Annotated in this window: 31 protein-coding genes and 1 tRNA gene; 8 read left to right on the top strand and 24 right to left on the bottom strand. The window is 61.8% G+C overall.

Going from position 1 to position 26,304, the window contains the following annotated elements; all coding sequences use genetic code 11:
- Positions 1-11: 11 nt before the first annotated feature.
- Genes NO357_RS07615 through NO357_RS07605 form a run of 3 tightly spaced genes read right to left on the bottom strand, consistent with a single transcriptional unit; the run spans position 12 to position 1,528 of the window.
- On the bottom strand, positions 12-416 hold the full coding sequence (locus tag NO357_RS07615) for a DUF1801 domain-containing protein (protein WP_306735037.1): 405 nt from the start codon (positions 414-416) through the stop codon (positions 12-14).
- On the bottom strand, positions 413-1,045 hold the full coding sequence (locus NO357_RS07610) for a GyrI-like domain-containing protein (RefSeq protein WP_306735036.1): 633 nt from the start codon (positions 1,043-1,045) through the stop codon (positions 413-415). Before NO357_RS07610 ends, NO357_RS07615 begins: the two co-directional genes overlap by 4 nt.
- 33 nt (positions 1,046-1,078) lie before the next feature.
- Positions 1,079-1,528, bottom strand: coding sequence for a helix-turn-helix domain-containing protein (locus tag NO357_RS07605; RefSeq protein WP_306735035.1), 450 nt, complete (start codon positions 1,526-1,528; stop codon positions 1,079-1,081).
- A gap of 144 nt (positions 1,529-1,672) precedes the next feature.
- Here NO357_RS07605 and NO357_RS07600 point away from each other — a divergent pair, with 144 nt between their 5' ends.
- On the top strand, positions 1,673-2,635 hold the full coding sequence (locus NO357_RS07600; RefSeq protein ID WP_306735034.1) for an acetyl-CoA carboxylase carboxyltransferase subunit alpha: 963 nt from the start codon (positions 1,673-1,675) through the stop codon (positions 2,633-2,635).
- Here NO357_RS07600 and NO357_RS07595 read toward each other — a convergent pair.
- The 5 genes from NO357_RS07595 to NO357_RS07575 all read right to left on the bottom strand — a co-directional run bounded on the left by NO357_RS07595 (position 2,615) and on the right by NO357_RS07575 (position 7,512).
- Positions 2,615-3,622, bottom strand: a complete 1,008-nt coding sequence (locus tag NO357_RS07595) for a hypothetical protein (RefSeq protein ID WP_306735033.1) — start codon at positions 3,620-3,622, stop codon at positions 2,615-2,617. The two genes, NO357_RS07600 and NO357_RS07595, sit on opposite strands and share 21 nt — an antisense overlap.
- A gap of 51 nt (positions 3,623-3,673) precedes the next feature.
- Positions 3,674-4,834, bottom strand: coding sequence for a cation:proton antiporter (locus NO357_RS07590; RefSeq protein WP_306735032.1), 1,161 nt, complete (start codon positions 4,832-4,834; stop codon positions 3,674-3,676).
- Between the two features lie 3 nt (positions 4,835-4,837).
- On the bottom strand, positions 4,838-5,485 hold the full coding sequence (locus NO357_RS07585) for a GntR family transcriptional regulator (RefSeq protein WP_306735031.1): 648 nt from the start codon (positions 5,483-5,485) through the stop codon (positions 4,838-4,840).
- 61 nt (positions 5,486-5,546) lie between these two features.
- A complete protein-coding gene (locus NO357_RS07580) occupies positions 5,547-6,740 on the bottom strand; it encodes a pyridoxal phosphate-dependent aminotransferase (RefSeq protein WP_306735030.1) in 1,194 nt (397 codons plus the stop codon).
- 85 nt (positions 6,741-6,825) lie between these two features.
- The gene (locus NO357_RS07575) at positions 6,826-7,512 is read right to left on the bottom strand and encodes a M48 family metallopeptidase (RefSeq protein ID WP_306735029.1); all 687 of its coding nucleotides are present in this window, start codon (positions 7,510-7,512) and stop codon (positions 6,826-6,828) included.
- Positions 7,513-7,624: 112 nt separating this feature from the next.
- On the opposite strand from NO357_RS07575, the gene NO357_RS07570 reads away from it, so the two are divergent.
- From NO357_RS07570 to NO357_RS07555, 4 genes are all read left to right on the top strand, one after another.
- On the top strand, positions 7,625-7,945 hold the full coding sequence (locus tag NO357_RS07570) for a TIGR02300 family protein (RefSeq protein ID WP_306735028.1): 321 nt from the start codon (positions 7,625-7,627) through the stop codon (positions 7,943-7,945).
- Between the two features lie 89 nt (positions 7,946-8,034).
- A tRNA-Ala gene (locus NO357_RS07565) sits at positions 8,035-8,110 on the top strand.
- 160 nt (positions 8,111-8,270) lie between these two features.
- Positions 8,271-11,720 carry a class I SAM-dependent DNA methyltransferase gene (locus NO357_RS07560; RefSeq protein WP_306735027.1) on the top strand — a complete coding sequence of 1,150 codons (3,450 nt, stop codon included), beginning with the start codon at positions 8,271-8,273 and terminating at the stop codon, positions 11,718-11,720.
- Positions 11,717-12,682 carry a restriction endonuclease gene (locus NO357_RS07555; RefSeq protein WP_306735026.1) on the top strand — a complete coding sequence of 322 codons (966 nt, stop codon included), beginning with the start codon at positions 11,717-11,719 and terminating at the stop codon, positions 12,680-12,682. The genes NO357_RS07560 and NO357_RS07555 overlap by 4 nt, the downstream gene beginning before the upstream one ends.
- A gap of 505 nt (positions 12,683-13,187) precedes the next feature.
- On the opposite strand, the gene NO357_RS07550 is transcribed toward NO357_RS07555, so the two are convergent.
- From NO357_RS07550 to NO357_RS07530, 5 genes are all read right to left on the bottom strand, one after another.
- Positions 13,188-13,724, bottom strand: a complete 537-nt coding sequence (locus NO357_RS07550) for a hypothetical protein (protein ID WP_306735025.1) — start codon at positions 13,722-13,724, stop codon at positions 13,188-13,190.
- A gap of 42 nt (positions 13,725-13,766) precedes the next feature.
- Positions 13,767-14,372 carry a hypothetical protein gene (locus NO357_RS07545; protein WP_306735024.1) on the bottom strand — a complete coding sequence of 202 codons (606 nt, stop codon included), beginning with the start codon at positions 14,370-14,372 and terminating at the stop codon, positions 13,767-13,769.
- Between the two features lie 253 nt (positions 14,373-14,625).
- Positions 14,626-14,823 (bottom strand): helix-turn-helix transcriptional regulator, encoded by a 198-nt coding sequence (locus NO357_RS07540; protein WP_306735023.1) that lies wholly within the window; start codon positions 14,821-14,823, stop codon positions 14,626-14,628.
- Between the two features lie 76 nt (positions 14,824-14,899).
- The gene (locus NO357_RS07535; RefSeq protein ID WP_306735022.1) at positions 14,900-15,763 is read right to left on the bottom strand and encodes a hypothetical protein; all 864 of its coding nucleotides are present in this window, start codon (positions 15,761-15,763) and stop codon (positions 14,900-14,902) included.
- Positions 15,760-16,938, bottom strand: coding sequence for a tyrosine-type recombinase/integrase (locus tag NO357_RS07530; RefSeq protein ID WP_306735021.1), 1,179 nt, complete (start codon positions 16,936-16,938; stop codon positions 15,760-15,762). The genes NO357_RS07535 and NO357_RS07530 overlap by 4 nt, the downstream gene beginning before the upstream one ends.
- 475 nt (positions 16,939-17,413) lie before the next feature.
- On the opposite strand from NO357_RS07530, the gene NO357_RS07525 reads away from it, so the two are divergent.
- Together NO357_RS07525 and NO357_RS07520 are read left to right on the top strand one after the other, a co-directional pair.
- Positions 17,414-19,843 carry a Lon protease family protein gene (locus tag NO357_RS07525; protein ID WP_306735020.1) on the top strand — a complete coding sequence of 810 codons (2,430 nt, stop codon included), beginning with the start codon at positions 17,414-17,416 and terminating at the stop codon, positions 19,841-19,843.
- A gap of 20 nt (positions 19,844-19,863) precedes the next feature.
- The gene (locus NO357_RS07520) at positions 19,864-20,583 is read left to right on the top strand and encodes a hypothetical protein (protein WP_306735019.1); all 720 of its coding nucleotides are present in this window, start codon (positions 19,864-19,866) and stop codon (positions 20,581-20,583) included.
- A 30-nt stretch (positions 20,584-20,613) separates the two neighbouring features.
- Here NO357_RS07520 and NO357_RS07515 read toward each other — a convergent pair whose 3' ends face one another.
- From NO357_RS07515 to NO357_RS07465, 11 genes are all read right to left on the bottom strand, one after another.
- Positions 20,614-21,288: a hypothetical protein gene (locus NO357_RS07515; RefSeq protein ID WP_306735018.1), complete on the bottom strand. Its 675-nt coding sequence runs from the start codon at positions 21,286-21,288 to the stop codon at positions 20,614-20,616.
- Positions 21,289-21,304: 16 nt separating this feature from the next.
- Complete coding sequence (locus NO357_RS07510) at positions 21,305-22,255, bottom strand: sulfurtransferase (protein WP_306735017.1); 951 nt, start codon at positions 22,253-22,255, stop codon at positions 21,305-21,307.
- A gap of 46 nt (positions 22,256-22,301) precedes the next feature.
- Positions 22,302-22,490, bottom strand: coding sequence for a hypothetical protein (locus NO357_RS07505; protein ID WP_306735016.1), 189 nt, complete (start codon positions 22,488-22,490; stop codon positions 22,302-22,304).
- A 12-nt stretch (positions 22,491-22,502) separates the two neighbouring features.
- Positions 22,503-22,781, bottom strand: coding sequence for a hypothetical protein (locus NO357_RS07500; protein WP_306735015.1), 279 nt, complete (start codon positions 22,779-22,781; stop codon positions 22,503-22,505).
- Between the two features lie 12 nt (positions 22,782-22,793).
- Positions 22,794-23,084 (bottom strand): hypothetical protein, encoded by a 291-nt coding sequence (locus tag NO357_RS07495; RefSeq protein ID WP_306735014.1) that lies wholly within the window; start codon positions 23,082-23,084, stop codon positions 22,794-22,796.
- Positions 23,085-23,105: 21 nt separating this feature from the next.
- Positions 23,106-23,687, bottom strand: coding sequence for a rhodanese-like domain-containing protein (locus NO357_RS07490; RefSeq protein WP_306735013.1), 582 nt, complete (start codon positions 23,685-23,687; stop codon positions 23,106-23,108).
- 1 nt (position 23,688) lies between these two features.
- Positions 23,689-23,961: a hypothetical protein gene (locus NO357_RS07485; protein WP_306735012.1), complete on the bottom strand. Its 273-nt coding sequence runs from the start codon at positions 23,959-23,961 to the stop codon at positions 23,689-23,691.
- 111 nt (positions 23,962-24,072) lie between these two features.
- Positions 24,073-24,282, bottom strand: a complete 210-nt coding sequence (locus tag NO357_RS07480) for a hypothetical protein (RefSeq protein WP_306735011.1) — start codon at positions 24,280-24,282, stop codon at positions 24,073-24,075.
- Positions 24,283-24,286: 4 nt separating this feature from the next.
- Entirely contained in the window at positions 24,287-24,589 is a 303-nt protein-coding gene (locus tag NO357_RS07475; protein WP_306735010.1) for a sulfurtransferase TusA family protein, read from the bottom strand.
- A 25-nt stretch (positions 24,590-24,614) separates the two neighbouring features.
- Positions 24,615-25,253, bottom strand: a complete 639-nt coding sequence (locus NO357_RS07470; RefSeq protein ID WP_306735009.1) for a YeeE/YedE thiosulfate transporter family protein — start codon at positions 25,251-25,253, stop codon at positions 24,615-24,617.
- A gap of 3 nt (positions 25,254-25,256) precedes the next feature.
- Entirely contained in the window at positions 25,257-25,754 is a 498-nt protein-coding gene (locus NO357_RS07465) for a YeeE/YedE thiosulfate transporter family protein (protein WP_306735008.1), read from the bottom strand.
- A gap of 193 nt (positions 25,755-25,947) precedes the next feature.
- Between NO357_RS07465 and NO357_RS07460 the strand changes: the two genes are divergently transcribed.
- Entirely contained in the window at positions 25,948-26,250 is a 303-nt protein-coding gene (locus tag NO357_RS07460; RefSeq protein ID WP_306735007.1) for a ribbon-helix-helix domain-containing protein, read from the top strand.
- Positions 26,251-26,304 lie beyond the last annotated feature (54 nt).

Below are 26,304 nucleotides of genomic sequence, written 5' to 3'. Positions count from 1 at the left end.
CTCAGCAAACTCTACGCCTTTCGGAGGTGATACGTCAGCGCCGCTCGGATCAGCATCGCCAACGCCACGCGATCCGGGCGGTCGCGGTCGGCAAACAACACCCCGCGCCGGCCATCGAAACGCAGGTGCGGCGCCATTTCTCGGAACTCTTCGATCAGTGACGTGCGGCAATTGACAAAGAGACCATATCCACCTGTTTTCGGCGCACCAATGCGGATCGTCGTCCCCGACCGCGTCTGCGCGGTCAGATAGGCAGGCTCGCCCCAGCGCAGGTCCTCGGAAATCGGCCCCGCTTCCGGCGTCCGGGCGGCGACCTCGAACACCAGATCGCGCAGCGCCAGCCCGCCCGCGCGGGCAGACGCCGGAAACGCGGCAAACGCGGCCTCGACATCGGGCGGCAGGCCGGGCGCGCTCATGATGGCTTTACCGGCTGGCGCAGGATGGTCCTGAGCTTTTCCGGGGCCACCCGGCGCGGGTCGGAGAGATAGATCTCGTGATGCTTGCCACCGAAGGTCAAGCCGAGGCCCGGCATCACCTTGTCGTGCAGGTCGGCCAGCACGGGTGCCTCGTCGGTGTAAGGTCCCAGGTGCAACCGTTGCAGGCAATCTCCCTCGGCAAACCGCTCAAGCCGTATCACGCGGAGCAAGTCAGGATCGGCGCCGTCCGTCTTCTTCGCCTGCTTGGTCGCCACCGTCTCGCGCACCGTTTTCACCAAATCCGATGTCACCGCGTCCGGCACCCGCAGCATCGCCGTCCAGCGCCAGTGCGCCCGGTCTGCCGACACAAAGGCCGTCATGTCGTCGGCCCACCACAGCGCCTCGAGCGGCGGCACCGCGAAATCGCGGCCCGCATCCTTCTCGGCGAATTTCACGCCGTAGGCCATCGGGTAAAGCGCCTTTAGCGCCGCGGCATATTCCGGGCCGTTCGGGTCGCCCTGCCCATCGATCATCAGGAATGTCATCCCGGGCAGCTGCACACGCGCCCAGCCTTCACGGGGCGCGGTATAGAGCGGTTTGTCGGTCTTCTTGAAATCCAGCTTGGTCATGGCGTCAGTTCCTAAGCGGCAGGCAGATATCGGTCAGCAGATCGGCCGGTGGCGCATCGACCGGCGTGTTGAGAAAAACCACATAGGCCGGCGCATCGCCGGGGTCGCTCTCCGACCACGGCAGCCGCCGAACAGGTGGTCATGGCCACGGTGCAGCCCGGCACTGGGCCCGCGGAATCGCAACCGCGCCACTCGCCCGCCGGGGATGTCGACAGGCTCGAACCCCTCGGACATTGCCACCCCCTCTGCCAGTTCGAACACGGCATAGGCGCGCAACTCGGTGGCCGGCCAGTCGGACTGCACCAGCCAGCAAGCCGGCCGACTGAGCCGGCTGCGGCGCACGGCCTCGGCACAGGTCTCGCCGGTCATGGCGTGAAACACGCGGCGACAGTGAATCCGACTCATCGCCGCGACATCGGCCAGCGCATCGAGCGGCAGATCGCCGGCCGGGTTGGTGTGAATGTATTCCAGCACCCGCAACATCCGTTTTTCTTAGTTGGCGCGCATCGCTCAGCCCTTTGCCTTTCACCCAGCCTATCTGCCATGGCCCGACTGAACAAATCTTGCGGAGTTGCATCGCGAGCGGCTTGCGGCCATATAGCCTGCAATGCGGCGCAGGAGCATGCGATGACCAACTACCTCGACTTCGAGAAACCGCTGGCTGAAATCGAAGGCAAGGCGGAAGAGCTGCGCGCCATGGCGCGGGCCAACGAGGAAATGGATGTCGAGTCCGAAGCCGCCGCGCTCGACAAGAAAGCCGCCGAGCTTCTCAAGGAACTCTACGGCAAGCTAACGCCCTGGAGGAAATGTCAGGTCGCGCGCCACCCCGAAAGGCCGCATTGCCGCGACTACATCAAGACGCTGTTCACCGAATACACGCCGCTGGCAGGCGACCGGAACTTTGCCGATGACCACGCCGTGATGGGCGGGCTGGCACGGTTCAACGATACGCCGGTCATGGTGATCGGCCACGAAAAGGGCCATGACACCAAGTCCCGCATCCTGCACAATTTCGGCATGGCCCGGCCCGAAGGCTACCGCAAGGCGGTGCGCCTGATGGATCTGGCCGACCGCTTCGGCCTTCCGCTCATTACCCTCGTCGATACCGCCGGCGCCTATCCCGGCAAGGGCGCCGAGGAACGCGGCCAGTCCGAAGCGATCGCGCGCTCGACTGAGAAATGCCTGCAAATCGGCGTGCCGCTGATCTCGGTCATCATCGGCGAAGGCGGCTCGGGCGGCGCTGTGGCCTTTGCCACCGCCGACCGGGTGGCGATGCTGGAACATTCGATCTATTCGGTCATCTCGCCCGAAGGCTGCGCCTCGATCCTGTGGAAGGACAGCGAGAAGATGCGCGAGGCCGCCGAGGCGCTGCGTCTCACCGCCCAGGATCTCGAGAAACTGGGCGTGACCGACCGGATCATCCGCGAACCGATGGGCGGGGCTCATCGTGACCGCGCGTCCACGATTGACGCGGTCGGCGCCGCCATCGCCTCGATGCTGGCCGAGCTTGATGGCAGGAGTCCGAAAAAGCTGATCAAGGACCGGCGGAAGAAATTCCTGGATCTTGGCTCAAAAGGTCTCGCCGCCTGACGGCGCGTCGGCGATCTGCGCGATCTTGCTCGCGATTACCGACATCAGCGTCACCTGCGGCAACCGCCGGACGGCAGGGCTGGGGACACCATTGACCGCATCCACGATTTCGCGGAACTGGTCGCGTTCATAATCGTTCAACCAGGCCATGACCGAGGTGCTCGCCTCCCAACCGTGGTAACGTTCTTCACTGGTCAGCCGGCAGCGCGAATCGGTGATCGGCTCGATCTGGGTGCGGGCAACGACCGACCAGCGGGCCCCGCCGCCATTTAGACCGGCCTTTCCCGCCTCGAAGGCATGCGACACCTGGAACAGCGGCCCCTCTTCGAGAAGCTTGACGTAGATATCCGGCGACCTATCCCAGACCACGCGGTCGTCCGATGCCTCGAACCCGGTCGCTTCGTTGGGGTGAGCAAAACCGTACCAGACCGGAAAGAACCCGTGCCGGTCAACGGGTCCGGTGCGCCGTGTCGCCGTCCGGCGGTTGGGTTGATCCAGCAAATGCTCGCCCAATGCCTCGGCCGAAACCGGCACCGTGCGGCTGATCCGGATCGTTTTCTTGCCACGTGGCAATGCCTGAACGAGCTGCACGAGCAGCCACGCCACCGCCAGCCAGGTCAGCACCGGCCCAAGCACGACAAGCACCAGCCCCGGCAGCGGCGACCGACCGTCGAAATACGGGGTCAGGAACGGCAGGCAAATGATCCAAATGGCGGCCGTGATCGAAAGCGCAAGGGCATCCATCGTACCTGACGGAAAGGCAACCGCGTGCAGGGCCGAGACGGCGACGGTCACGCCTATGACCAGGACCAGACCGATGAGGCTCGAGAAGTAGAGCCCGCCGCCATGTACCGCCACGCCCACGACAAGGCCCAGGGCAACGGTGTAGACGCACATGAGAATCACTCGGCGCAGCAGCCCGATGCGATAGGCCACATCCCCTAGATTCCGCGGCCAGTGGGTTTTTTTTCGGGTCTGCTCGATCATGGCGCCAACATGATCTGCAACCCCGGCCGAATTACGGCAGGGACATGGCGATCATCCGGCCCTGCGCACCGCCAGAGCTGTCGCCACCGGCCCGAGGATTTCGAAGAACACCGTCGTTCCGATCACCAGTGTCAGGATCAGGTCGCCATGTTGCGGCATCTCCTGCGCCGCGACCAGCGCCATGCCCACGGCCACCCCTGCCTGCGCGAGCAACGCCGGGCCGTACCAGGGCCGTTCCCGCGCTGGCACGTCCGCCAGCCGTGCACCTATCCAGCCACCAGCGATCCGCGCGATGATTCTCAGAACGATATAGGCCACACCGACCAGCCCGATCTGCACCAGTGCCCCGATTTCCAGCGATGCCCCGGCGAGCAGGAAAAACAGCATCATGAACGGCCATTGCAGATGCTCGATCTCGTTGAACGCGCGGTCATGGTGGCGGGCAAAATTGGCCACCACCGTACCGGCCACCATGCCGGTGATCAGGAACGAGACATCCAGCCAAAGCGCCAGCCCGGCGCAAAGAAACACCACCCCCAGCGCCTCGGTCTGAAGCGGCTCGCCTTTCTTCAGCCGCCCGGTCAGCACCGCCGCCGGCCCGCCGATCGCGATGCCGATCCCGATGGACAGCCCGATTTCGCGCAGCGCCTCGAACAACAGACCGATCTCGAACTGCCCGGTCATGCCATGCGCCAGCACCGCCACAAGCGCGAAAGCAACCAGTCCCCAAGCGTCGTCGATCGCGACAATGGTCTCGACCCGGGTGGCGAACGGCGTGCTCAGTGCCCGCTGGCGGATGGCGTCGTGTGTTGCTGCCGGGTCGGTTGCGGTGGCGATCCCGCCCAGAAGCAGCGCCGCTGCGGGCGGCACCCCCAACGCCCAGAGCCCCATAGTCACGATTGCAACGGTGGCGATCACGATGGCAAGCGAGACCGAAAAGATCGCCTTCCCGGATTGGCGCAGGGTTTTGGCCTCGAGCGTGTTGCCAAGCAGAAAAGCGACCATGGTCAGCGCCACCACCGAGAGGAATTCGTACCAGTCGCGCACCGATGGCGGAATCAGGTCGAACCCCGAACGCCCGACAACGATGCCGCAGGCCAGCAACAACGTGACCCGCGGCAGGCGGGTGCGATGGCCCAGCGAATCCGCCGCCAGCCCGGCCAGGAACAGCCCGCCCAGTACGATGAGGATCAGATCCTGCTCCTCGCTCATGACTCAGCTCAGCAGCATCTTCAAACCCTGCGTCACGTCCGACCGCACCGCCAGCCGCAACCCCGGCTCGTCACCGGCGCGCAGCGCCGCGATGATCATCCGGTGGTACGGCGGCAGCGCCTTGCGCTTGAGCCGCCCGTAATGCTGTCGCATGGTCGGGCCCAGTTGCAGCCAGACGGTCTCGGTCAACGCCAGCATCGCCGGCGCCTGCGCCCGCAGATAGAGCGTACGGTGGAACTCGAGATTAGTGCGGATATAGCCGACCGGGTCCTGCCGCTGGATCATCTCGGTCAGGCCGGAATTGATGGTCTGCAAACGCTCGATCAGCGCCATGTGCGCGCGCGGCAGGGCGCGGCTGGCCAGTTCAACCTCGATCAGCGTCCTGAGTGCGGCGAGTTCCTCGATCCGGTCATGGCTGAGCTCCGGCGTCGCCACCCGGCCCGAGGCTGACATGCTCAACGCACCTTCCGCCACCAGCCGCCGCACCGCCTCGCGCGCCGGGGTCATCGACACGCCGAACTCCTTGCCGATGCCGCGCAGGGTCAGTGCCTGCCCCGGCAGCATGTCGCCATGCATGATACGGGTCCTCAACCCGCGAAAGACGCGGTCATGGGCCGAGGCGGCGGGGTCGGAACGGGTCTGGGCCAGCATGTTTCATCTGTGATCACAAATCCCGCGCACGTCAACGGGCAAAGCAGAGCCCGATGATCTCTCAGCGCCCGAAATACGTTTCAATCCGGTCAAAGGCGCGATTGATCATGTCGTCCTCGACACAAAAGGCCATGCGCACATGGCCCGACCCCGACGGTCCGAAGGCGCTGCCGGGCGTGACCGTGACATGCGCTTTCTCCAATAGGTCGAGAGCGAATTGCCGGTCGCTGTCATGCTCGACCAGGATTTTCGGGAAGACGTAATAGGCGCCCTGCGGCCGGACATAGTCAAAGACATGGCTGACCCCGTCGAGCCGCTCGCAAATCAGGGTCCGACGGCGGTTCAGGATGGCGCGGAACTCGTCCAGGTGCATGGCCGGTGTGGTCAGCGCCGCATGCGCCGCAACCTGGCTGATTCGCGGCGTGCAGATCATGGTGAGATCGTGGATCTTCACCGCCTCGGTGCGCAGCGCCTCTGGCAGCACCATATAGGCCGCCCGCCAACCGCTCATCGCATAGGCCTTTGAAAAAGTGAAGAGATAGGCGACGTGGCTGGCGAACTCCGGCACCGAGGCAAGGTGGAAAACCCCTTCGGGATCGTCATAGACGAACGGGCTGTAGGGATCGTCGATGATTATCAGAAGGCCATGATCGCGTGCGATCTTCGCCGCCGCCCGAAGCGTCGTCTCCGACAGAATCGCGCCGGTCGGATTGGACGGGTTCACCAGGACGATTGCCTTGGTCCTGTCGGTGATCAGACCGGGCAGCGCCTCGATATCGAGGTCCCACCCCCGGGCCTCGTCCATCTTCCAGAACACCGGCCGGCCGCCGCTGAATTCGATCTGGCTGATATGCGACACGAAGCCCGGGTCGGTGACGATGATCTCGTCTCCGTGATCGATCAGAGCCTGGAACAGCACCTGCAACCCCTCCATGTTGCCGGCTGTGATCAGCACCCGCCGCTCGGGGTCGACCCGTATCCCGGTGCGGCGGGCGTGTTCCTCTGCGGCAGCGGTCAGGAGCTCGGGCAATCCGCCGGGCAACGCATACATGCCGACTTTCGGGTCCTGCTCCAGCGCCGCGGCCACCGCCGCACGAATCGGGGCCGGGGTCGGGAATGACGGTAACCCCCAGGCCAGCGAGGCCGCGTCGGGGATCTTGGCGCTCAGGATCGACATCTCCTTGATCGCCGACATTGCCAGCGCACCGGCCCGCCCGGACACCAGGCCCGCAACCGCAGGAAATCCATGTTCCATCGCCATCCTCCCTACATCCAAGGCGATGATACGGGGTCAACACCCGGTTGCCTTGTCCCGGATCAAACCGCTCGGCCGGTGCGGGTCAGAACCGATAACGGTGCAATGCCGCGCCATTCTCGCGCAGCCACCGGCGCGGTTCCCCGTGATCGCCATAGAGCCGATCGACCACCGCCCAGAATTGCGCCGAATGGTTCATCTCTTCCAGATGCGCCACTTCGTGCGCCGCAACGTAGTCGAGCACCGAATCCGGCGCCATGATTAGCCGCCAGGAATACATCAGCCCGCCATGTGCCGAGCAAGACCCCCATCGCGACCGCGTGTCGCGGAGTGTGAGCCTGGCATAGCTGCGTCCCAGCGCCGCAGCGTGACGGTCGGACGCTTCGGCCAGCCGCGCCCGCGCTGCCTCTTTCAGGAATCCCAGAACACGCGCGCCGACCCGGTCGGGTGCCCCGGGCACAGCGATTTCGCGCGAACCCAGCCGCACCGCGCGGCCCGGGCCGGACACCACGCTCAGAGTCTGTCCGCGAAATGGCAACTCAGCCCCGTGCGCGACCCTTACCTCGTCGGGGCGCCGCTCGAGATGGCCACGCAGCCAGGAGGCTTTCTCACCGGCAAATTCAAGTGCCTCGCGTTCGCTCGCGCCCTTCGGAAGGGTCAGCGTCACGCGTCCGTCAACTCCCGAAACACGCAACGAAATCCGCCGCGCCCGCGCCGAGCGGCGCAGCGTGATTTCCACCGGCGGTTCGCCTGGCAATACATGTCGGTTCATGCACGTGCCCCCTGCCTCGCTTTCCGGTCAGGAAAGCCTTTGACACCTCGGTCATGTTATGGCAGTTGGCGCGGATCGTCGACAAGACAAGAGAATCTCGAAAGGGAATCCCATGCCCAAGGAAGAATGGGGCGTCAAACGTGTCTGCCCGACCACCGGCAAGCGTTTCTACGACCTCAACCGCGATCCGATCGTCAGCCCCTACACTGGCGAAGTACTCGCGTTCGACACCGGCAAGCGGTCGATGATCGCCGCCGATGCCGAAGACGCAGCCAGCAAAAAAGCGAAAGAACCCGAAGAAGAACTGGAACTGGATAGTCTCGAAGACGAGGATGTCGATGTCGATATCGACGATGATGTGCTCGATGATGACGATGACGACAATGTCTCGCTTGACGAAATCGCCGATGTCGCTTCGGACGACGAGGACTAAACGAAAAGCCGAAGGCGCGGCATTTTGGGCTTGATCCCGCCGCGCCCTTTGCCTAATTAGCCGCCAGTGGGCGCATGCCCGCGGCAGATGGGGCCTTAGCTCAGTTGGGAGAGCGCTTGCATGGCATGCAAGAGGTCAGGGGTTCGACTCCCCTAGGCTCCACCAAATCTCCCCTTTAAAATACTGAAACCGCTAAGGTTTTTCATTTTGGCCCGATGCTTCCCCACATTTCCCCCAACACTCGGCTTGCGCCAGCAATGATTTAGGTTGTTCGCAAGCCCAATACCGGCAAAATTCACGCAAAGATTGAGCCGCTGGTGAAAGTGTGAATCACGAAATCGAAGAGTTCATTGAGCGCTGGAAGAAATCCGGCGGCAATGAAATGGCAAATTTCCAGAGCTTCGCTGGGGAACTGGTGCAGCTTCTCGGATTGGAACCGATCAAGGTTGCCGACGCCGATGGTCAAAACAATGACTATCGCTTCGAAAGGCCCGTGACCTTCACGCACACTGGCCGCGAAAGGCGAGGGCGAGTCGATCTCTATCGGAAGGGCTGTTTCGTTCTCGAAGCCAAGCAGGGTAGCCACAAGGCGAACAAGGAAAACAAAGACCAGCTTTCGCTGCTAACCGAAAAAGAGGCACCGATTCAGCCCGGCCACGGGAAGCGGGGAACGTCCGGTTTCGATGACACGATGCTGAAAGCTCGGAACCAGGCAGACAGTTATGCCCGCGCTGTATCCAAAGAAGACGGCTGGCCCCCGTTTCTGATGATCATGGATGTCGGGCACGTCATAGAGCTATACGCCGACTTTTCGCGCCAAGGGCAGGGTTATAACCAGTTCCCCGATGGCAACCGATACCGCATCCCCCTTGACCAAATACGAAGCGAAGAAACCCGCGATCTGCTGCGCACCATCTGGAACGATCCTTACAGCCTCGACCCCTCGCTCAAGTCCGCCGAGGTCACGCGCGACATTGCCGCCCACCTTGCCGAGTTGGGGAAAAGCTTCGAAGGCCAAGGGCACGACAGCGAAACCGTTGCCCGCTTCCTCATGCGCTGCCTGTTCTCGATGTTCGCGGAAGACGTAGACCTTATCCCGAAGAACAGCTTCACCGACCTGTTGCACAAACTCCGGGGCCACCCGCAAGACGCGGAACCTACGCTGGCGGGATTGTGGGAGGCAATGGACAAGGGCGATTTCGCCCATGCCTTCTTGACGAAGGTCAGGAAATTCAATGGTGGCCTATTCCGAAACTCCTCCGCCCTGCCGCTCAACAACCTGCAACTGGGTCTGCTGATCGAGGCGGCCGAGGCCGACTGGAAACAGGTCGAACCGGCGATCTTCGGCACCCTGCTGGAACGCGCCCTCGACAAGCGCCAGCGCCACAAGCTCGGAGCGCATTACACGCCCCGCACCTATGTCCAGCGGCTGGTCACGCCCACCATCATCGAACCCCTGCGCGACGATTGGCGCGACGTTCAGACCGCCGTCCAGCGCCTGACCGAGGACGGCAAACCCGACGAGGCACTCAAGCTGGTCCGCGACTTCCACCACCAGCTCTGCGAGACCACCGTGCTCGACCCCGCCTGCGGGTCGGGCAACTTCCTCTATGTCGCGCTGGAAATGATGAAGCGGTTGGAGGGCGAGGTCACCGCACTGATGGAGGAACTGGGCGACACCCGCCCGCTGATCACCGTCGACCCGCACCAGTTTCTCGGCATCGAGCTCAACCCCTGGGCCGCCAACGTGGCCGAGCTGGTGCTGTGGATCGGCTACCTGCAATGGCACTTCCGCACCCACGGCACGGCGGCGCCCTCCGAACCGGTGCTGCGCGACTTTAAGAACATCGCCCAGGGCGACGCCGTGCTGGAATGGTCCGACCGAACCCCGCGCATGGATGCCAATAGCAATCCCGTCACCCGTTGGGACGGCGTAACCACCATGCGCCATCCTGTGACGGGCGAGGAAGTGCCCGACCCAGCCGCACGGGTGCAGGTCTATGATTACGTCCGACCCAAAGCCACTCAATGGCCTCGCGCCGATTTCATCGTCGGCAACCCGCCTTTCATTGGCGACAAACGTATGCGAGAGGCGTTGGGAGACGGCTATGTAGAAGCATTGCGGGAAACATATCCTAACTTGGGCGAGAGCACTGATTTCGTCATGTATTGGTGGGAAAAGGCCGCGTTGGCCGCGCGCTCATATGAAGCTAAGAAGGGCAAGGGCACACGTCGCTTTGGTCTGATCACCACCAACTCGCTTCGCCAGACCTTCAATCGCCGGGTGCTAGAGCGCCACCTGAACGACCCGAAAAAACCCCTGTCGCTCCTGTTCGCCATTCCTGATCACCCTTGGGTCGATACACTCTATGGCGCAGCCGTGCGGATAGCCATGACAGTGGGCGCGAATGGCAATCGCGTCGGACAGCTGCTGACTATCGCAACAGAGGGAAAACACGAAACCAGCGAAGCGGAAGGGCGACCGGTCACATTCAACCACCAAATCGGTAAGGTTTTCGCGAACTTGCAGGTTGGCGCCGATGTCTCAGGCTGCAAGCCTCTGATGTCTAATTCTGGCCTTTCATCAAATGGAATGATGCTGGCTGGTTCGGGTTTCATCGTATCCCTCGAAACAGCGAAGCAATTAGGCCTTGGAGCGGCGGAAGGACTTGATAAACAAATCCGGCCATATCGAAATGGGCGGGACATAAACCAAACGAGCCGTGATCTATGGTTGATCGACATGCTTGGGTTCTCGGAAGAGGAAATTTCAAGAACCTATCCATTGGTTTACCAGCACCTGCTGAATGAAGTGAAACCGCAACGAGATGCAAACAGGCGCCCGAAGCTCAAGGATAACTGGTGGATATTCGGCGAACCGCGCAAGCGCATTCGGCCTGCACTCAGTTCGATTGATCGATACATCGTCACAGTGGAAACCTCGAAGCATCGCATGTTTCAGTTCCTGCCGAACGAAACGCTCCCGGACCACATGTTGATCGCAATTGCCCTCGACGATGCCGCTATGCTCGGTGTTCTTTCTAGCAGAATCCATGTGGTTTGGTCATTGGCCGCAGGCGGGCGCCTAGGTGTCGGAAACGATCCCAGGTACAACAAGTCACGCTGCTTGGACCCCTTCCCCTTCCCTGAACCCAACAAGGATCAGAGGACCCGTCTCCGCGCACTAGGGGAGGAGTTGGACGCCCACCGCAAACGCCAGCAGGCCGCCCATCCCAAACTGACGCTGACCCAAATGTACAACGTGCTGGAAAAGCTCCGCGCCGGAGAGACTATCGAGGGTAAAGACCGCGAGATTTACGACCATGGCCTGATCGGCATCCTCAAGAACCTGCACGACCGGATCGACGCCGCCGTCGCCGAGGCCTATGGCTGGCCTGTGGACTTGAGCGACGAAGACATCCTCTTCCGCCTCGTTGCCCTCAACAGGACCCGCGCCGAGGAAGAGGCGCGCGGCCACATTCGCTGGCTCCGCCCCGACTACCAGAACCCCGAAGGCCGCCAGACCGCCAAGGGCCGGCAAACCGAACTCGACGTCGGCCCCGCCGCCAAGGTCGAGAAAGCCCCCTGGCCCAAAACCCTCCCCGACCAGATCGCCGCCGTCCGCGAAGCGCTCTCCGAGATGGGCGAAGCCACCCCCGAACAAATCGCTCGCCGCTTCATGCGGGCGCGGACGACCGCCGTGCAGCCGCTGTTGGAAAGCCTGGCAGCCTTGGGACAAGCTGAGAAGATCGACGCGAAAAGGTATGCGGCATGACAAACGTCTGGTGCGTAAGAGCTGAGTTCGGTCAATTCACAGACGCATTTCTTAAAGGCGGTTACGTTGCAATCGGCTGGTTGGATAAGATCGACCTGAGTTCGGTAACCGGGCGTGAAAACCTATATCCGCTTTACCGAGACTACTACCCGGAAGACAAAAGCAATGTGGTAGTCGGACAGCAGGTCGGACAGATTGCGCGCTTCTTGTTCGACATTTCACCCGGGGACACGGTGATAACCCCGTCCCGCGATACTGAAATACTTCAACACGGTATCGTCTTGGATGAGCCTTACGTCTTTGAATCGAATGATCCGACCTGCCCCTACCCCCATCGTCGCGTCGTTAAGTGGGCGCAACAACCAATCAGGCGATCCAGCCTTTCGGTGCCGCTTGGAAATACAATGCGTTCATCGCTAACGGTCTTTTCCGTCTCTCAAGTAGATGAAGTTCTTGAGCTCGCAGGTCGCGGCGAATTGGTGAAAAGAACTCTTTCCGAGTATGATCCCTACGAAAGCGTGCTGGAGCGTGTTCTGGCTCTGGATGACAAGGAGTTCGAAATCCTGATTGGGCATTTGCTCACCGCACTCGGTTTCGAGGGTTCCGAAGTGACTGGTAAGATAGGCGACGGCGGCGTTGATGTAACCGGCGAATTGAATGTCGCCAATTTGGCAAAGATAAAGCTATTCGTTCAAGCAAAACGCTACAAACGCGGCGCCCGCATCCCTGCAAGCACCGTAAAAGCCTTGCGCTCAAGCATCCCAGCAAACGGCCAAGGCGCTTTCATTACCACCGCAGACTTTCAGACAAAGGCCCTTGATGTAGCTTTCGAACACAATTTTCCACGAATAGGGCTTGTGAACGGAAGACAGCTGGTAGACCTGCTGGTCGAGTATTGGAGCGACATTCCACAGGAGTTTCGTGACCGCCTCGGCCTCAAACCAGGTCTAGTGCTTTCCTGAGATTAGAGCCTGGAAATAGGCACCAAGACAAGGCTGGCGACAATGCTAAAGCATGCGTTCGATCTTGCGCGTCTCTCGCACTATCTCATTAATTTCACGCCTTGCCTCGATCCATTCACGCGACCGCATGCCATGCCGCCAGGACGGGTGATCCTTGCCGGGTGCATGACCGCCCCCAGCGCCATGAAAGCGACAGACGCACCACCCCTTGACGGCAGGACCTTTGCATCGCTCGCCAGTTCGCTTGGACGTTGCCGAGCACCTGAGGGACTCGTGTGCGGCTTGCATTTTGCTTGGACTCGGCATTTAGGGCCCCAACAATAGGAGACACAAAATGCGGCGTGCGGAAATAGTGGACAAACTCAAGCTAGCTCTTCTTGTTTTGGTTTTCATCGTTGGACCACTCATTTTTTTCGTCGCAGCGGCGGATGGTAGTATACCAACTTTCGAGGAATACGACTTCATTAGGCGGTGACTTGTTCGACTGTTCATGGGGTTGTCGCCATCATTCAATACCACCCCTCCCCCCGGCTTTGACATCGCCCACGATAGCTTGCCCGCCATCCGAGACGTTGACGTGCTGCACCGTAACCCGTTGTTCCCCGCCCGTCCGATGTTTTCTCAGGGCCTCGACCTGGGCCGCGAATGTCCGGGCGAGTTTGTTGAACCCCGTATAATGAGCTTGGACCTGGGGAATGTTCTCAGTGTTCGCCAGCCAGCGTGCCGAACGGATCGTAGCGACGTGCGTTGCCGCCATCTGCACCGCAAGCATGCGTTCGACAGGATCGCGTGGGGCCAGATCACGGACCACAGACAGCATGAATGTCCGCTCGTCATTGGCCGGGTGCTCGTCGCTGGCCTCGTCCGCTTTCAAAGGTTTCAGGCAATGGCTTAGAAGGGCGTTCGCCTGCATCTCGTCTGAGGTGCCGAATATCTTACACAGAGCACTTTTCTGGGCCAGTTCGACCTTGTGCCCTGCCCGCGCTGATCCGCTGACCTTCACCCCGAGATCGTCCGTCTTGGCCTTTTCGATCTTTCCCATACCGAACCTTTCATTGCTAATCGGAGGCGATATGCGGGCCTCTCAGGGGCATTCCGCCGTCTCTGTGCGGGTGAAGCCATATTTTGCCGCTCTGGCCTCTAACGCGGGCCTTTCACGCTTCTGGGCCGCTTTCCCTATCGCTTGGGATATGCCAAACGCCTTGCCCTTGATTTTTGGCGGGGCCGGGTGCTTGGCATGCTGGGCTGCGATGTATTCCGCCCATGCAAGAGCGCCCTCTTTGTCACGAGTATTCATGTTGATCTGCCACCCGCCGCAGACCGAACGGGCGACAACATCTGCCGTGTAAGGCTTCAAAACGAAGTCCGCCGAGCTGCCGCTGATGCGCTCGATCACGGCGACGAGCTGGGCTAGCTTTCGTGAAGGCCAGAAAATGGACAGGTGAACATGGGAGCCCATGTCCGCGCCTACGTCCCGTCCCCAGAGGGCGACAAAGGGCAAGCCTTCAGAGCGACATAGTCGCGCCAGCTCATCCCGGGTGTATTTCTCTCGATCCCACTCACCCCGCCCGAGGCAATGACCCTCGTTGTGTTCGCCAACCGCTTGCAGGGCCGTCCAGGTGATCGTGAGGCCGATATTCAGGGGCCAGTCCATCGCATACGCGAATACCACCGCTGCACGGAACCGCATGAACCTTTCCCTCTCTTTGCGCCTTTCATGGCGTGACGGACGAGGGCTTCTCTTCCCTACTATATGACAGGGCCGCGCCGCTGGCCTCAGCGCCCTTTGAACAAAAGGGGTTTCTGGCATCTCGTCGGAGTATCTCGTCGCCAGATCAAACACGGGTGTTTTTCTCAAAAATTGGTCAGCGTGTGGTTCGATGCCTTTGCAGTGCATCGGTCGCCCGAGCCAGCGCACTCTGAGTGCACCCAGACGATTATCGTTAGTTTTCACGCTGAGCCTTTGCCGCTTCGATTACCGCGAAAATCTCGGAAGTCGGCCAACGGCTCATGCCGCCTATCTTCAAAGGCTTGGGAATCGTTCCGTCCGCAACGCGCCGCCAGAATGTCGCCTTGGAGCACCCAAGGATTCCAGCCGCCTCGCTGTCACGAACCAATCGGTTTTCGGCTATTGCGTCCATTCTCTGCACCCTGAAACTGTTTGCTTCAGCGTGAATTTGAATGATGCTGTTGGGACTTTGGCGGGCGCTGTCCCAACTATTTTTCGCCCGCCGCCTTCTTCAATCGGTTGAACAGTCTTCTATTGGCTTCCGGGCTCGACCCGACGCCGCCCTTATAGGCAAGCGTGGCCGCACGGCTTATGGAAAGACCGTTGTGAATTTGCGGTGCCATCGCTTCCACAACGGCTTGCCGGAGCGCTTCGTTAGCATGTCGTCGCGCTTCACCACCTGATCGCGCGGCATTCTTTGTCTTCTCGCCCCGACGCGCGTTTGAGCCTTGTCGCATCCTGATTTGATACTCTGCCCAAAGAAAACCGACGCGAAGGTCGTCATAGTGCGCATAATACAGTGAAAACATGTTTGCCGCATACCACAGTCGGCTGAACGGCTTCGAGAAATGGACAGCCGCCAACTCGCAGAAGAACGCACGGCAGTTATCACCAAATCGCTCCCGGGCAGCGGACATAACTTCTGGGCCTTCCAGTTCAAGAAGCTTTGCCTGGATTTCCCTTGAGGGAAGGTCGAGCCCTTCCATCCAGCCATGCGCATCCATCACGCATTGACATTCCCCGTGGAAGGAATCCGACAATACATTTACTTGTCGGGCCGAAAACCCACCGGCTCGCCCTTTGAAGCCAAGTGGTTCTTCGTCCGGCAGCTCACTCCAAAACTCATGGCGGGAAAAACCGTCTGTGGCCAATGTTAATGGACTTCCTCCAAAGTCGTGACTTTCGAAATCGCCCCCATCCGGGAACTCCAGATAATCTGGGTTTTCACGGTCACGATGAAGGATCAACACAAGGCGGTCCGGCTCCGGGCACGGCTCAACTCTGAGCCAAATCTCTTCTTGACGGACTTCGAGAAACGAATACCCGGCTATTGTGACCTTTCGCCCTTTCATGCTCTTACCAAGTGGGCAACGTTGCCATGTGCTCCACTAACGAATTGACCCCAAGCCTGCATCAAAGTCACCCGCCGGTCGAACAAGTCAGACCTCGCGTAAGCGCGCTCGACCTCATTCCCGAGCGTATGTGCCAGTGCAGCTTCCGCGACTTCGCGGTCTGCCCTTGCGCTTTCGCCGCACCAATCCCGGAATGACGACCGAAAGCCGTGCACGGTAAACCCTTCGCGCTGCATCCGGTTCAGCAAAGCCTTAAAGACCATCCCCGATTGCGGCTTCGAGATGCCTGATTTCGCGCGCTGCACACTCGGGAAAACCAGCTCCGTATCGAGGCCTTTGACCTTTTCCAGCACCGCTATTGCAGCTTCCGAAAGCGGAACCCTGTGAATAACGCCGCGTTTCATCCGGTCGGCCGGAATGGTCCAGACCTTGCTCGTCAAATCAAACTCAGACCATCGCGCGCCGCGCGCCTCGCCTGATCTGGCGGCAGTGAGAATGACAAACTCAAGCGTCCGGGCCGAGACCGCATTGCGCTGGACCAATTCCCGCATGAGGTCAGGAACTTCCTGCCACGGCATCGCCGCTAAATGATTGGTCCGCTTCTTTACCGCTGGAAGGGCTTTTTTCACACCGTTGACAGGGTTCTCATGTGGATACTGTCCCGCGCCCTTGGCCCAATCGAAAATCGTGGCGAGGCGCTGTTTCAAGCGTTTCGCTGTCTCGTGTTTTTCCGTCCAGATAGGCGTCAGGACCTCAAGAATGTCGGCAGTGCCAATCGTGGGCAATGGCCGCTTCCCAAGTCTCGACCCCGCATATCGCTCGACCGTGGCGATCCAAGTTTCGGCGTGTTTTGCGTTTCGCCATGTAGGCAGGAGTTGTTCATACACTCGCCGCGCCGCCTGTTCGAAGGTCAGGCTTTCCTGTTTGCGCGTAGCGTCGGGGTCGCCCCCATCGCGCGCAATTTTACGGAAATGCCGTGCTTTGGCCCGCGCCTCCGACAGCGCGACAAGGCTTGCCGAGCCCAACCCAAGATCGCGCCGCCGCCCATGGACCACAGTGCGCAGTATCCAGGACTTCGCGCCCGCAACTCCAACCTTGAGATACAGTCCTTCGCCATCACCGTAAAAACCCGGCTCTTTCAGGGCTTCAACCCGTTTCGCGTTAAGCTTTGCCATGCCATCTTCCCAACATTGTTCCCAACACTAATCTTGGGATGGGATGAGACCATTTGCAAGAAGATGCACTAAGAAATCCAGTCAATACAATATTTTCTTGTCATTTTGAAATTGCTTGAGAAAACATGAGACGTAGGTTTGTCAGACCTAGGCTCCACCAAATTCCCCATTGAAAAGCCAGTGGCCAAACGGCGGGACACCGGTCCGTGCGCAGACGAATATTGTCTGCGGCAAAGCGATGTCCGGACAATTGACCAACCGCAGGGCACGCCTTCGGGACTCTGCCCGTCAGGTTTGCTAAACTTGTGAACATCGTGGCAAATGCCGGGCAAGTAACCGGGCGGTATTGCCGTGAACAAGACCGGAGCTTGCGGCAGATCAATTTTCCCGTCGCAGGATTCCTCTATTGTCAGGTTTTGTCGGAAAGGGTCCGAAACCTCGCCCGACCGGCGTCCATTCGGGAAGGAAAACACACGTGAAAGAGCTTCCACCCGACAAATTGAGCCATCGGTGCGATCCGGAAAAACTCCCGTTCCGCAGCACGGCAGAAGTTGTTGTTTATGACGACCTGATCGGACAGGATCGCGCACTCGAGGCGATCCGGTTGTCGGCCCAGGTCCGGCACCGAGGGTTCAACCTGTTCGTTCTTGGACCGCCTGGGTCGGGCCGGCATTCCGCGACGGCCAAACTGCTGAAAGAGCAGGCCACCGCGCGGCCAGTGCCGTCCGACTGGGTCTACGTCAACAATTTCGAAGCGGCGCACAAACCCAGGGCCGTGCAGCTGCCGCCGGGGACCGCACCGCGTTTCCGCCGGACGATGCAGAACCTGATCGACGACCTCGCCAGCGAGATCCCGGCGCTGTTCGAGTCCGACGAATACCAGTCCCAACGCCGGTCGATGGACCAGGAACTGGCCGAGGCACAGGAAGCGGCAATGGCCGATTTCGCCGATCGCGCCAAGGCCGAGAACGTGGCATTGCTGCGCACTCCGATGGGCTTCATGCTGACCGCAATCCGCAACGGCCAGCTGGTCAAATCCGAGGATTTTCAAAAGCTTGAGCCGGACGAGCAGGCTGAAATCGAAGAAAAGATTGCCCGCCTGCAGGAAGATCTGGCCAAGGTCCTGCGGCAGGCGCCGAAGCTTGAGCGGGACCACCGCAAGCGGGTCGAGAAACTGAACGTCGAAATGGCCGAACGCGCGGTGTCGGCACGGGTGGCCGAGATCGATCCAGAGCTTCTGGCCATCGAGGCGATTGCCAACTATGTCGAAGACGCCCGCGAGGACATCATCGCCCATGCCGAGTTGTTTCTCGCCGCCGCGGCGCGCGGCAATGACGGGCCGTTTCCCGAAGCGATTCGCCACACCCACCGCGACCCGGCATTCGATCGCTATGTCGTGAACATCATGGTCTCGCAGAACTGCGACGAGCACGCCGGCGCGCCGGTCGAGACCGAGCCGCTGCCGACGCTCGATCGGCTTGTCGGCCGGATCGACCACGTGTCGCAGATGGGCTCGCTGGTGACCAATTTCACCCTGATCAAACCGGGGGCACTGCATCGTGCCAATGGCGGCTATCTGGCGCTCGACGCGCGCGATGTCCTGAGCGAACCGCTGGCCTGGGACGCGCTGAAACGCTGTCTCAAAACCCAGTCGATCAACATCACCTCGATGGCCGAGCGTCTGAGTCTGATCTCGACGACGTCGCTCGAACCCGACCCGATCCCGCTCGACACCCGGATCGTGCTGATCGGCGACAGGATGCTGCACGCGCTGCTGGTGATGCTCGACCCCGATTTCGGCGAGCTGTTCAAGGTTCAGGCCGATTTCGAGGCCGCCGTCGAGATCAATGACGACAACACCGCGCTTTATGCCCGCATCATCGGCTCTTACGCCACGCGCGAGAAGCTGCGTCCGGTTACTGCCGCCGGGGTGGCGCGGCTGATCGACGAGGCGACGCGCCTTGCCGACGATTCCACCAAGATGACGCTGCAGCTGGGCACCATCGGCGACCTGCTGAAGGAGGCCGAACACTATGCCGAAGCCCGCGACAGCACCGAAATCGACGACAGCGATATCGAGCGCGCCGTCCGCGAAAAGGAAAAGCGCGCCTCGCGGGTCCGAGACCGCATGCAGGAGGCCATCGCCCGCGGCACGGTTCTGATCGACACCACCGGCGAAAAAGTCGGCCAGATCAACGGGCTGTCGGTGATCGGGCTGGGCGATTACCGATTCGGCCGCCCGTCGCGCATCACTGCAAACGCCCGCTTGGGGGCGGGCAAGCTGGTCGATATCGAACGGGAAGTCGAGTTGGGTGGCCCGCTGCATTCCAAGGGCGTGATGATCCTGTCGGGCTATCTGACCGCGCGCTACGCAACGGACGTACCCTTCTCGCTGCATGCCAGTCTCGTTTTCGAGCAAAGCTACGGCGGCGTTGACGGCGACAGTGCCTCGTCTGCCGAGCTCTATGCCCTGCTGTCGGCCCTGTCCGACCTGCCGATCGACCAGGGGCTGGCGGTCACCGGATCGGTCAGTCAGGCAGGCGAGGTGCAGGCCATCGGCGGCGTCAACGAGAAGATCGAGGGCTTTTTCGAAACCTGCGCCACACGCGGCCTGACCGGCCGGCAGGGGGTCCTGATCCCGCAGTCGAATGTCGAACATTTGATGCTGCGCCCCGAAGTGGTCGCCGCGGTCGCGGACGGCAAGTTCCGGGTGATCCCGGTGGCGACAATCGATGAAGGCATCGCAATCCTGACCGGTGTCAAGGCTGGGGTCCGCGGCGATGACGACACGTTTCCCGGGGGCTCGGTCAACGCGCGCGTCGAGGCGAAACTGCGGGACTTCGCGCGGGCCAGAAAGGCCTTCGTCGGTCCGTCGGGGTCCGGCCGGGGCGAGGCGGAGGTTTGATGGTGGAACAACGATCTTCCATGCGCGTTCTGATCGGGGCGGGATGTTTCGCCGATGCCCGATCGGCGTTGCGGCTGGTCGACCGGCTTGCCGGTTCTTGGCTGACCGAGCTGGGCGGGCTGCTGCTCGAGGATGAGGGGTTCCCCGAGATCGCCTATTCGCCGAAACAACGCCTGGTCACCGCGGCCGGAACATTCGCCGAGATCCCGTCCCGCCAGGAGTTCGGACGGCTGCTGGAACGAGATGCCGCCGCCTTCCGTGACATGCTGTCGACCGTTGCCCGAAGCCGGAAATGGACCTTCGAGCGGCGCCGCGGAGACCTGATCGGCAGCCTGCGCGCCGCCGCATCCGGCTGGGACATGCTTCTGCTTGGTCACAGCGTGCTGCGCAGGACCACGGGACAGGTGGTCGTGATCTTGCCGCCGCAAAACGCCTCGTGGCGATCGGCTGAACTGGCTCGGGATTTGGCCCAGGTTCTGGGAACCGGCCTCCACGGCCTGTCGCTGGAACTGGAAACACCCGCCTCCGGGGCCGCGGCGATGCAGGTTGACCGGTTTGGCGACGAGGATGCGCTGCTTGCAAGATTGTCCCGGATCCCGGCTGCCGTACTGGTCGTCGATCTTTCCGCAGGTCCATTTCGCAGCGACGACCAGCTGCGCAAGTTACACGTTGCGGCACGTTGCCCAATCGTGGTTCTGGGCGCGGGCAGTGAACCGGCACTCCCGGTCCGCACGGCTTGACCCCGGTCTTGGACGATGCGCCGGGCGGTGTCATTGCGTCCGGTACAGGATCCACAACGCCAAAAGCTGTCGGTCCGTCAGCGGATTGAGGAACCCCAGCGTCTCATCGCCTTTGACTCCGTTGATCAACCGGGCAAGGAACAGCTTCGGCGGCTCGGTCCGGCCCATCCCAAATAGATCGCGGGCCGGCAGATCGAGCTCGGGATCACCTTCACCAAGACCGTCATGGCAACCGGCGCAATACGCGTCGTGAATCGCGCGCGCCTCCCGCTGGACGGCCGGCGGCAGCCTTGTGTCCGCCTGGCCCAACGCCAGCGGATGGCGCTCCGCAAGCGTTGACAGCAGCGCGGCCAACCGAGCCCGGTCCCCCGGTAGATCGAGGGGATTGTCCTGCCAGGCTTCGAGCGCCCCGGCCCCGGCGTAGTCGCCCGCTTGCTTCAGCAGCCAGGGCAGCACGCCCAGCGCCCCCCTGATCCGCTGATGCAGCCCCGCGTGATGCGCCGGCGGCAGCGACATCTCCAACCGGTCGAGATCGCCCCGGACAATCAGCAACTCGCTTGCCAGTGTGCGCTCCTCGGCCTCCGTCGCTGACGCGGGGACGGGCCCGGCCGCGGTCACCACGGAAAACAGAAAGAAGGCCGCAACACGCACGTGCGCTGCGACCTTCGGGCCATTCGGCCTGCGGACCTCGGTGGAAGGCGCCATTCAGGCCACGTTCACGTCATTCTGCCGCGATCTTGGCTTCAATCGGCAGGCCCTTGGCCGTCCACCCGGTCATCGAGGCGTCGTAAAGCTGCGCGCTTTTGTTGCCGAGGATCTCGGACGATACGAACCAGCCGATCGACGCCCAGTGTCCGGTGTTGCAGAAGCTGATCTGATCGCCCTCGGTCGGCACGCCGGCCGCGGAGTAGAGCTTTTTCAGCGTTGCCGCGTCGCGGAACGTGCCGCCACCGTTCTGGGTCATCCAGCTTTGCGGCAGGTTCACCGCCCCGGGGATCGTGCCCGACGCCTTCGAGGCGCCGTGCCGGTTGACGCCCAGGTACTGGTCAGCGGTGCGGTTGTCGACCAGCGTCACACCACCGTCCATCGCTGCTTGCATCCCAGCTTCGTCAATCAGCATCTCCTGGCGCAGCGCTATGTCGAAACTCTTCGCCTCGGGTTTCGACGCGCCTTTTTCAAGCGGGTTCACGGGGTTCTTGTTGTCGTCGACCTCTTTGAGATAAGCCGCCATGCCACCGTCGAGAATCGACACGTTGTCATGACCCAGCACCTTGAAGGTCCAGTACATCCGAGTTGCCGTGCCCATGTCCGACGAGTTCGCGCCCGGCGCAACCAGCACGACGTGGCTCGAATTGTCGATGCCGAGACTGCCGATCAGTTCGCCCAGCTTGGCCGGGTCAGCCGGGAACACGCCCGGCACGCCGTCAGCCTTCACCCGCCAGCCGTCCTTGCCATAGTTGGTGTTGACCGCCCCGGGAATGTGGCCGCGCAGAAAGTCAGTCGAGCCACGGGCATCGACGAACACGACGCCGGGCTGGCCGATATTGGCCTTGACCCAGTCCACATCGACCAGCGGGTCCGCCGCCCAGGCCGCCCCGGCGCTCAGCGCCACCGCGGCGAACATACCTACCCCCGCGGCTATGCCGCGCAACCAGTTCGCAATACTTGTCATGTCTAGTCCTCCCTTTTTCTTCTCCTTTGGCCGCTCAGGGCCGCTCCTACAGCGTGACGACGAGGTCGGCGGCGAGGATCGCCCCGGCCACGTCGTCCCATGCATCCTTGCTCTCCAGGGTCAGCCCGGTGAGGTCTTTCCGCTCGACCTCCTGATCGCCGCGCAGATGGGCGAGCGCCGCTTCGACCGTGCCGGCGTCCGGGAAGAGCCCAGTTTTCAGTTCGACGATCTTCATCGGCTCCTCCCCCTAAAGATTCACCACGCGATCGGCCTCGGCCATCGCCTTTCCCAGCGCTGCGGCGTCAAGCAGCGTCAGGTCTTCACCCATCTCCGGCACCGTGGTTTCCGGCACGATGTCCGACAATTCCAGCAACTCGGCCTGCTCGGCGTTCTCTTCGGTCTCGGCCACCGGTTCGGTCATAAACACCAACCGCACCTCGTGGCCGAAAATCGTTAGGCCCGCCGCCACGCGCATCGCCTCGGTATGGTCGCGCCGGCCTAGAACGAGGATTTTCTTTTCGTCCATCTCACCCCTCCCTCAGAGGCTCACCACCCGCGTGGCCTCGGCCATCATCAGCGAATTCACCGTCTGGCTGCCAAGCTCCGCCGGACAGTCCCGCCCGGCCATGTGCAGATCCCAGGAATGTTCGCAGACCGCGACTCGCGCGGCGCCTTTGCAGGCTTCGGCAAATCCCCGATCGGCTATCGCCTTCACCCCGTCATTGGTCAGGAAACAGCCCCAGGCCGCACCCCGCGCAGTCAGCGCCCGGCCCAACCCGGCGGCAATACCTGCCGCCTCCGGCGTGGTGACATGCAGCAGAACGTCCATCCGTCGACCTCCTGTTCCCGGTCAGTTCCGCGGCGGGAACACGACCACCCCGCCCGTTTTCGCAAATCCCGCGAGCTGGTCGCTGAGCCGCCCCTTCGGCACGTCAGACACCACCATTTCGGCGATCCGCATCGGCGCGGTATAGACCGCTTCGCGGCTCAGGTTGCGGCTCTCGCCACCCGCGTCCGAAACGGTGCCGGGTCCCCGATGCACCGCGACCTCTGCCTGCCCGGCCAGATGCGCCAGAGCGGCAACAGCAAAGCCAACATCGCCCGGGCGCTCGGTCCCGTCATAGATCACCAGCACCTCATCCCCGCGCAACCCGACCGTGCCGAACAGCCAGCGCAAGGCATGGAACCCGATCATCGGACCGTTTGCCGGAAGCAACCAGTCCGCCGGCAGGCAGCGCGCCCCGGACAGCGAGGCCTCCAAGCAGGCCCCCTCGTCCCGAATGTCGAGCACGGCCGCACCCTCGGGCACCGTGTCCAGCACTCCGACCGGTTGCGCCGTCGCAGGCGATACCAGCGCCAGCCCAAACAGTGCGGCGGCCCAGATCCGCCGGGCCGGGCCGGTGAGTCCGTCCAACCAGAGCCCGGCGCCCATTTCAGCAGCCCCCGAACTTGATTTCCGGCGCCGCAGGTGCACCGACCGCGATCGGAGCCGGCGGAGTCTCGACGTAATAGAACATCAACTCCTCCACCGGCAGTTCGCCGAATCCTTCGCCGACATTCACCAGCGCCATGGTTTCGGCCGGCTGCGGCACCCGCGCCTGCTCGACCACGTCGCGATCGAGTGCGGCATAGGGAAAGGCCACCGCCGAGATCGCAAGGCAGGCGGCAAGACTGCCGACACAGAATATCGCGCTGCTACGATCCATCTTCTCCCTCCCTCACATCGAGTCCTTGAGAAAGGCGACAAACATCACCCCGAAGGCAAGAACGCCTAAGACAACATGCGCTGTGGTTTCCAGGTCCATTTCACCCTCCTGTCAATCGCCCCGGTAATGCCGGATCAGCACGTTCACGCTGACACCTTCGCCCGAGATCGGGTGCTCGACCAGCGGGGTGAAATGCGGCACCCCGTCCCGGTCGACCCGCATGCTCGGCGGCGGGAAGATCAGGAGCCAGACAAGCCCGATCACCACCACGGCAAGCGAGGCCCAGGCATAGGCATGCATGATCAGCTTCGGGGCGGTCATCGCATCAATCCTTGCGTAGGTAGACTTTCCAGCAGCGCGGCTCCTGGATCGTCTCCAGATGCACCGCGCCCAGTTCGTCGCACATCGGCGGCAGCGCCTCGACCGAGGACGGGTTGTCCACCAGAACCTCGACCACGTCGCCCGAACCGACCTGGCCCACCGCCTTCTTGGTCATCAGTTGCGGCCGGGGACAGCTGTCACCGATGCAATCGACGCTGCGCGCAATCGAAACCACTTCGCCCGAGGTCAGCGTGGCATTGCCGCCACCGCCGCTGTCTTCCGTCTTCTTGCGTCCGAAAAGGCCCATCTCGTCCTCCTCCTTGTCTGTCGCTTCACTCGGCAGGCTGCGCCTGCATGTCCTTGTGCGCGGCCTGCGATTTCCGGTGCCGCTCGGCCTGCGCCTCCTCCTTGCGCCGGATGGCGCGATAGATCAGCACCAGAACCCCGGTCTGGATCACCCCGAAGACGATCGCCGGAATACCGAATTTTTCCTGCAGCGTCGCGGCGTTGGAATAACCCAGCTGGAACGCCTCGAGGTTCGGCTCCCCGGTCATCGACGCCGGCGCCGGCGGCCAGTAGTTCACCGACCAGACCAGCGAAAACAGGAACATCCCGACGAAGGTGAACAACAGCGCCCAGAGAGCCCCAACATTGCCCTCGCCGGTCTTGACCCAGGTCGACACCGTGCAGGCCCCGGCCAGAACCATGCCGACCCCGAAGATGAACAGTCCGGCAAAGGTGTTGAGCCCGACGTCGAAATGCATCGGATTGCCCTCGCCGAAGGTCAGGAACAGCGTGAAACCCAGCGTCAGGATCATCATCGCCACCAGCAGCGCCTTGGTGTTGCGGTAGGTCTTGAACAGGATCGCGTCCCGCAGCGCCGCGGTGTTGCAGAACCGCGACCGCTGCACCAGCAGCCCCACGACCGAGCCGAAGACAAAAGCGACGAGGCATTGACCGATGGCGCTCATGTCTCAGCCCTCCAGGATTTTCTTGTAGATCAGCGAGCCGACCCAGGCCCCGGCGATGATGCCGGAAATGGCAAGATAGCCGCCCATATTCATCTCGGGCGTCATCCCGAAGAAGGTCGAGACGTTGCAGACGAAGGCCAGCCGGATCCCGATCCCCATCAGCAGCCCGCCGATGGTGATCAACACCCATTCCGACAGCCGCCGCGGCATGCGGATATAGAATTCCTTGCTCAGTATCGCGCCGACGAAGGCGCCGAACAGCATGCCGAGGCTGATATAGATCTTCCAGTAGGTCGGATCGGGCGTGAAGACGAGGCTCCAGAACGGGATACGCTCAAGCTCGTCCCCCATGACGGCCTGGGCAATGAGCCCGGTCATCATGGTCTCGCCGCCGCCAACCGTCCAGGCGCCAACGATCAGGAACAGGAAGATATCGAGAACCGCGATCGCAGACAAAGCGATCACCGGATCCAGGGTTTTCTTGAAAAACTCGGCTGCCATACCCCCTCCCTGATCTGGCTCAATGTATCCCGGCGGATATGCAATCAGGATAATGACACTGCCGGGAGATTCGGTAGTAATTATTGGAAACATGCCCGTTGCTGTCCGGTTTATCGCGTGGACAGGGATTGTGGAATTGTTTCAAAGCCTTGAGAAGGCTGAGAAATGTACGAGCCGAGGAGGCCCGCGACGGATGTCAATTTATGTCGAAATCGACCCGAACGACTTTCTCGGTCACATGTTCAACGCCTGTTCCCTCGATCAGGTGAGTGAATTCGTGCCCGAACGGCGCGGGTTCCGCATCCACGGCCACTCCACCACGGTCCGGCTGGAACGGGTGTTCTGGACCGTGCTCGAGGACATGTCCGACCGCATGGGGATCACCCTGCCGCAGTTGATCACTCGCATCCACGACCAGTGCCTGGTGGCGAACGACAAGAACATCTCGTCCTGCCTGCGGGTAATCTGCATGAAATACATGAACATCTACTCTTGAAGGCCGTCCAATTCGGTCCGGGAACAATACTATCAGGCAGGAAACAGGCCGGCA

Source organism: Marimonas arenosa (genome assembly GCF_030848945.1).
GTDB classification, from domain to species: Bacteria; Pseudomonadota; Alphaproteobacteria; order Rhodobacterales; family Rhodobacteraceae; genus Marimonas; species Marimonas arenosa.
This window is presented reverse-complemented; position numbering and strand designations above follow the sequence as displayed.

What these genes read in the sequence shown, in the direction of transcription:
- NO357_RS07465 (WP_306735008.1), bottom strand. Translation starts at nt 25,754, where the DNA reads ATGGCAGCCGAGTTTTTCAAGAAAACCCTGGATCCGGTGATCGCTTTG.
- NO357_RS07510 (WP_306735017.1), bottom strand. Translation starts at nt 22,255, where the DNA reads ATGACAAGTATTGCGAACTGGTTGCGCGGCATAGCCGCGGGGGTAGGT.
- NO357_RS07470 (WP_306735009.1), bottom strand. Translation starts at nt 25,253, where the DNA reads ATGAGCGCCATCGGTCAATGCCTCGTCGCTTTTGTCTTCGGCTCGGTC.
- NO357_RS07495 (WP_306735014.1), bottom strand. Translation starts at nt 23,084, where the DNA reads ATGGACGTTCTGCTGCATGTCACCACGCCGGAGGCGGCAGGTATTGCC.
- NO357_RS07615 (WP_306735037.1), bottom strand. Translation starts at nt 416, where the DNA reads ATGAGCGCGCCCGGCCTGCCGCCCGATGTCGAGGCCGCGTTTGCCGCG.
- NO357_RS07575 (WP_306735029.1), bottom strand. Translation starts at nt 7,512, where the DNA reads ATGAACCGACATGTATTGCCAGGCGAACCGCCGGTGGAAATCACGCTG.
- NO357_RS07590 (WP_306735032.1), bottom strand. Translation starts at nt 4,834, where the DNA reads ATGAGCGAGGAGCAGGATCTGATCCTCATCGTACTGGGCGGGCTGTTC.
- NO357_RS07535 (WP_306735022.1), bottom strand. Translation starts at nt 15,763, where the DNA reads ATGAAAGGGCGAAAGGTCACAATAGCCGGGTATTCGTTTCTCGAAGTC.
- NO357_RS07475 (WP_306735010.1), bottom strand. Translation starts at nt 24,589, where the DNA reads ATGGGCCTTTTCGGACGCAAGAAGACGGAAGACAGCGGCGGTGGCGGC.
- NO357_RS07530 (WP_306735021.1), bottom strand. Translation starts at nt 16,938, where the DNA reads ATGGCAAAGCTTAACGCGAAACGGGTTGAAGCCCTGAAAGAGCCGGGT.
- NO357_RS07540 (WP_306735023.1), bottom strand. Translation starts at nt 14,823, where the DNA reads ATGGACGCAATAGCCGAAAACCGATTGGTTCGTGACAGCGAGGCGGCT.
- NO357_RS07605 (WP_306735035.1), bottom strand. Translation starts at nt 1,528, where the DNA reads ATGTTGCGGGTGCTGGAATACATTCACACCAACCCGGCCGGCGATCTG.
- NO357_RS07490 (WP_306735013.1), bottom strand. Translation starts at nt 23,687, where the DNA reads ATGGGCGCCGGGCTCTGGTTGGACGGACTCACCGGCCCGGCCCGGCGG.
- NO357_RS07580 (WP_306735030.1), bottom strand. Translation starts at nt 6,740, where the DNA reads ATGGAACATGGATTTCCTGCGGTTGCGGGCCTGGTGTCCGGGCGGGCC.
- NO357_RS07555 (WP_306735026.1), top strand. Translation starts at nt 11,717, where the DNA reads ATGACAAACGTCTGGTGCGTAAGAGCTGAGTTCGGTCAATTCACAGAC.
- NO357_RS07600 (WP_306735034.1), top strand. Translation starts at nt 1,673, where the DNA reads ATGACCAACTACCTCGACTTCGAGAAACCGCTGGCTGAAATCGAAGGC.
- NO357_RS07505 (WP_306735016.1), bottom strand. Translation starts at nt 22,490, where the DNA reads ATGAAGATCGTCGAACTGAAAACTGGGCTCTTCCCGGACGCCGGCACG.
- NO357_RS07595 (WP_306735033.1), bottom strand. Translation starts at nt 3,622, where the DNA reads ATGATCGAGCAGACCCGAAAAAAAACCCACTGGCCGCGGAATCTAGGG.
- NO357_RS07570 (WP_306735028.1), top strand. Translation starts at nt 7,625, where the DNA reads ATGCCCAAGGAAGAATGGGGCGTCAAACGTGTCTGCCCGACCACCGGC.
- NO357_RS07520 (WP_306735019.1), top strand. Translation starts at nt 19,864, where the DNA reads ATGCGCGTTCTGATCGGGGCGGGATGTTTCGCCGATGCCCGATCGGCG.
- NO357_RS07485 (WP_306735012.1), bottom strand. Translation starts at nt 23,961, where the DNA reads ATGGATCGTAGCAGCGCGATATTCTGTGTCGGCAGTCTTGCCGCCTGC.
- NO357_RS07585 (WP_306735031.1), bottom strand. Translation starts at nt 5,485, where the DNA reads ATGCTGGCCCAGACCCGTTCCGACCCCGCCGCCTCGGCCCATGACCGC.
- NO357_RS07460 (WP_306735007.1), top strand. Translation starts at nt 25,948, where the DNA reads ATGTCAATTTATGTCGAAATCGACCCGAACGACTTTCTCGGTCACATG.
- NO357_RS07515 (WP_306735018.1), bottom strand. Translation starts at nt 21,288, where the DNA reads ATGGCGCCTTCCACCGAGGTCCGCAGGCCGAATGGCCCGAAGGTCGCA.
- NO357_RS07610 (WP_306735036.1), bottom strand. Translation starts at nt 1,045, where the DNA reads ATGACCAAGCTGGATTTCAAGAAGACCGACAAACCGCTCTATACCGCG.
- NO357_RS07545 (WP_306735024.1), bottom strand. Translation starts at nt 14,372, where the DNA reads ATGCGGTTCCGTGCAGCGGTGGTATTCGCGTATGCGATGGACTGGCCC.
- NO357_RS07500 (WP_306735015.1), bottom strand. Translation starts at nt 22,781, where the DNA reads ATGGACGAAAAGAAAATCCTCGTTCTAGGCCGGCGCGACCATACCGAG.
- NO357_RS07550 (WP_306735025.1), bottom strand. Translation starts at nt 13,724, where the DNA reads ATGGGAAAGATCGAAAAGGCCAAGACGGACGATCTCGGGGTGAAGGTC.
- NO357_RS07480 (WP_306735011.1), bottom strand. Translation starts at nt 24,282, where the DNA reads ATGACCGCCCCGAAGCTGATCATGCATGCCTATGCCTGGGCCTCGCTT.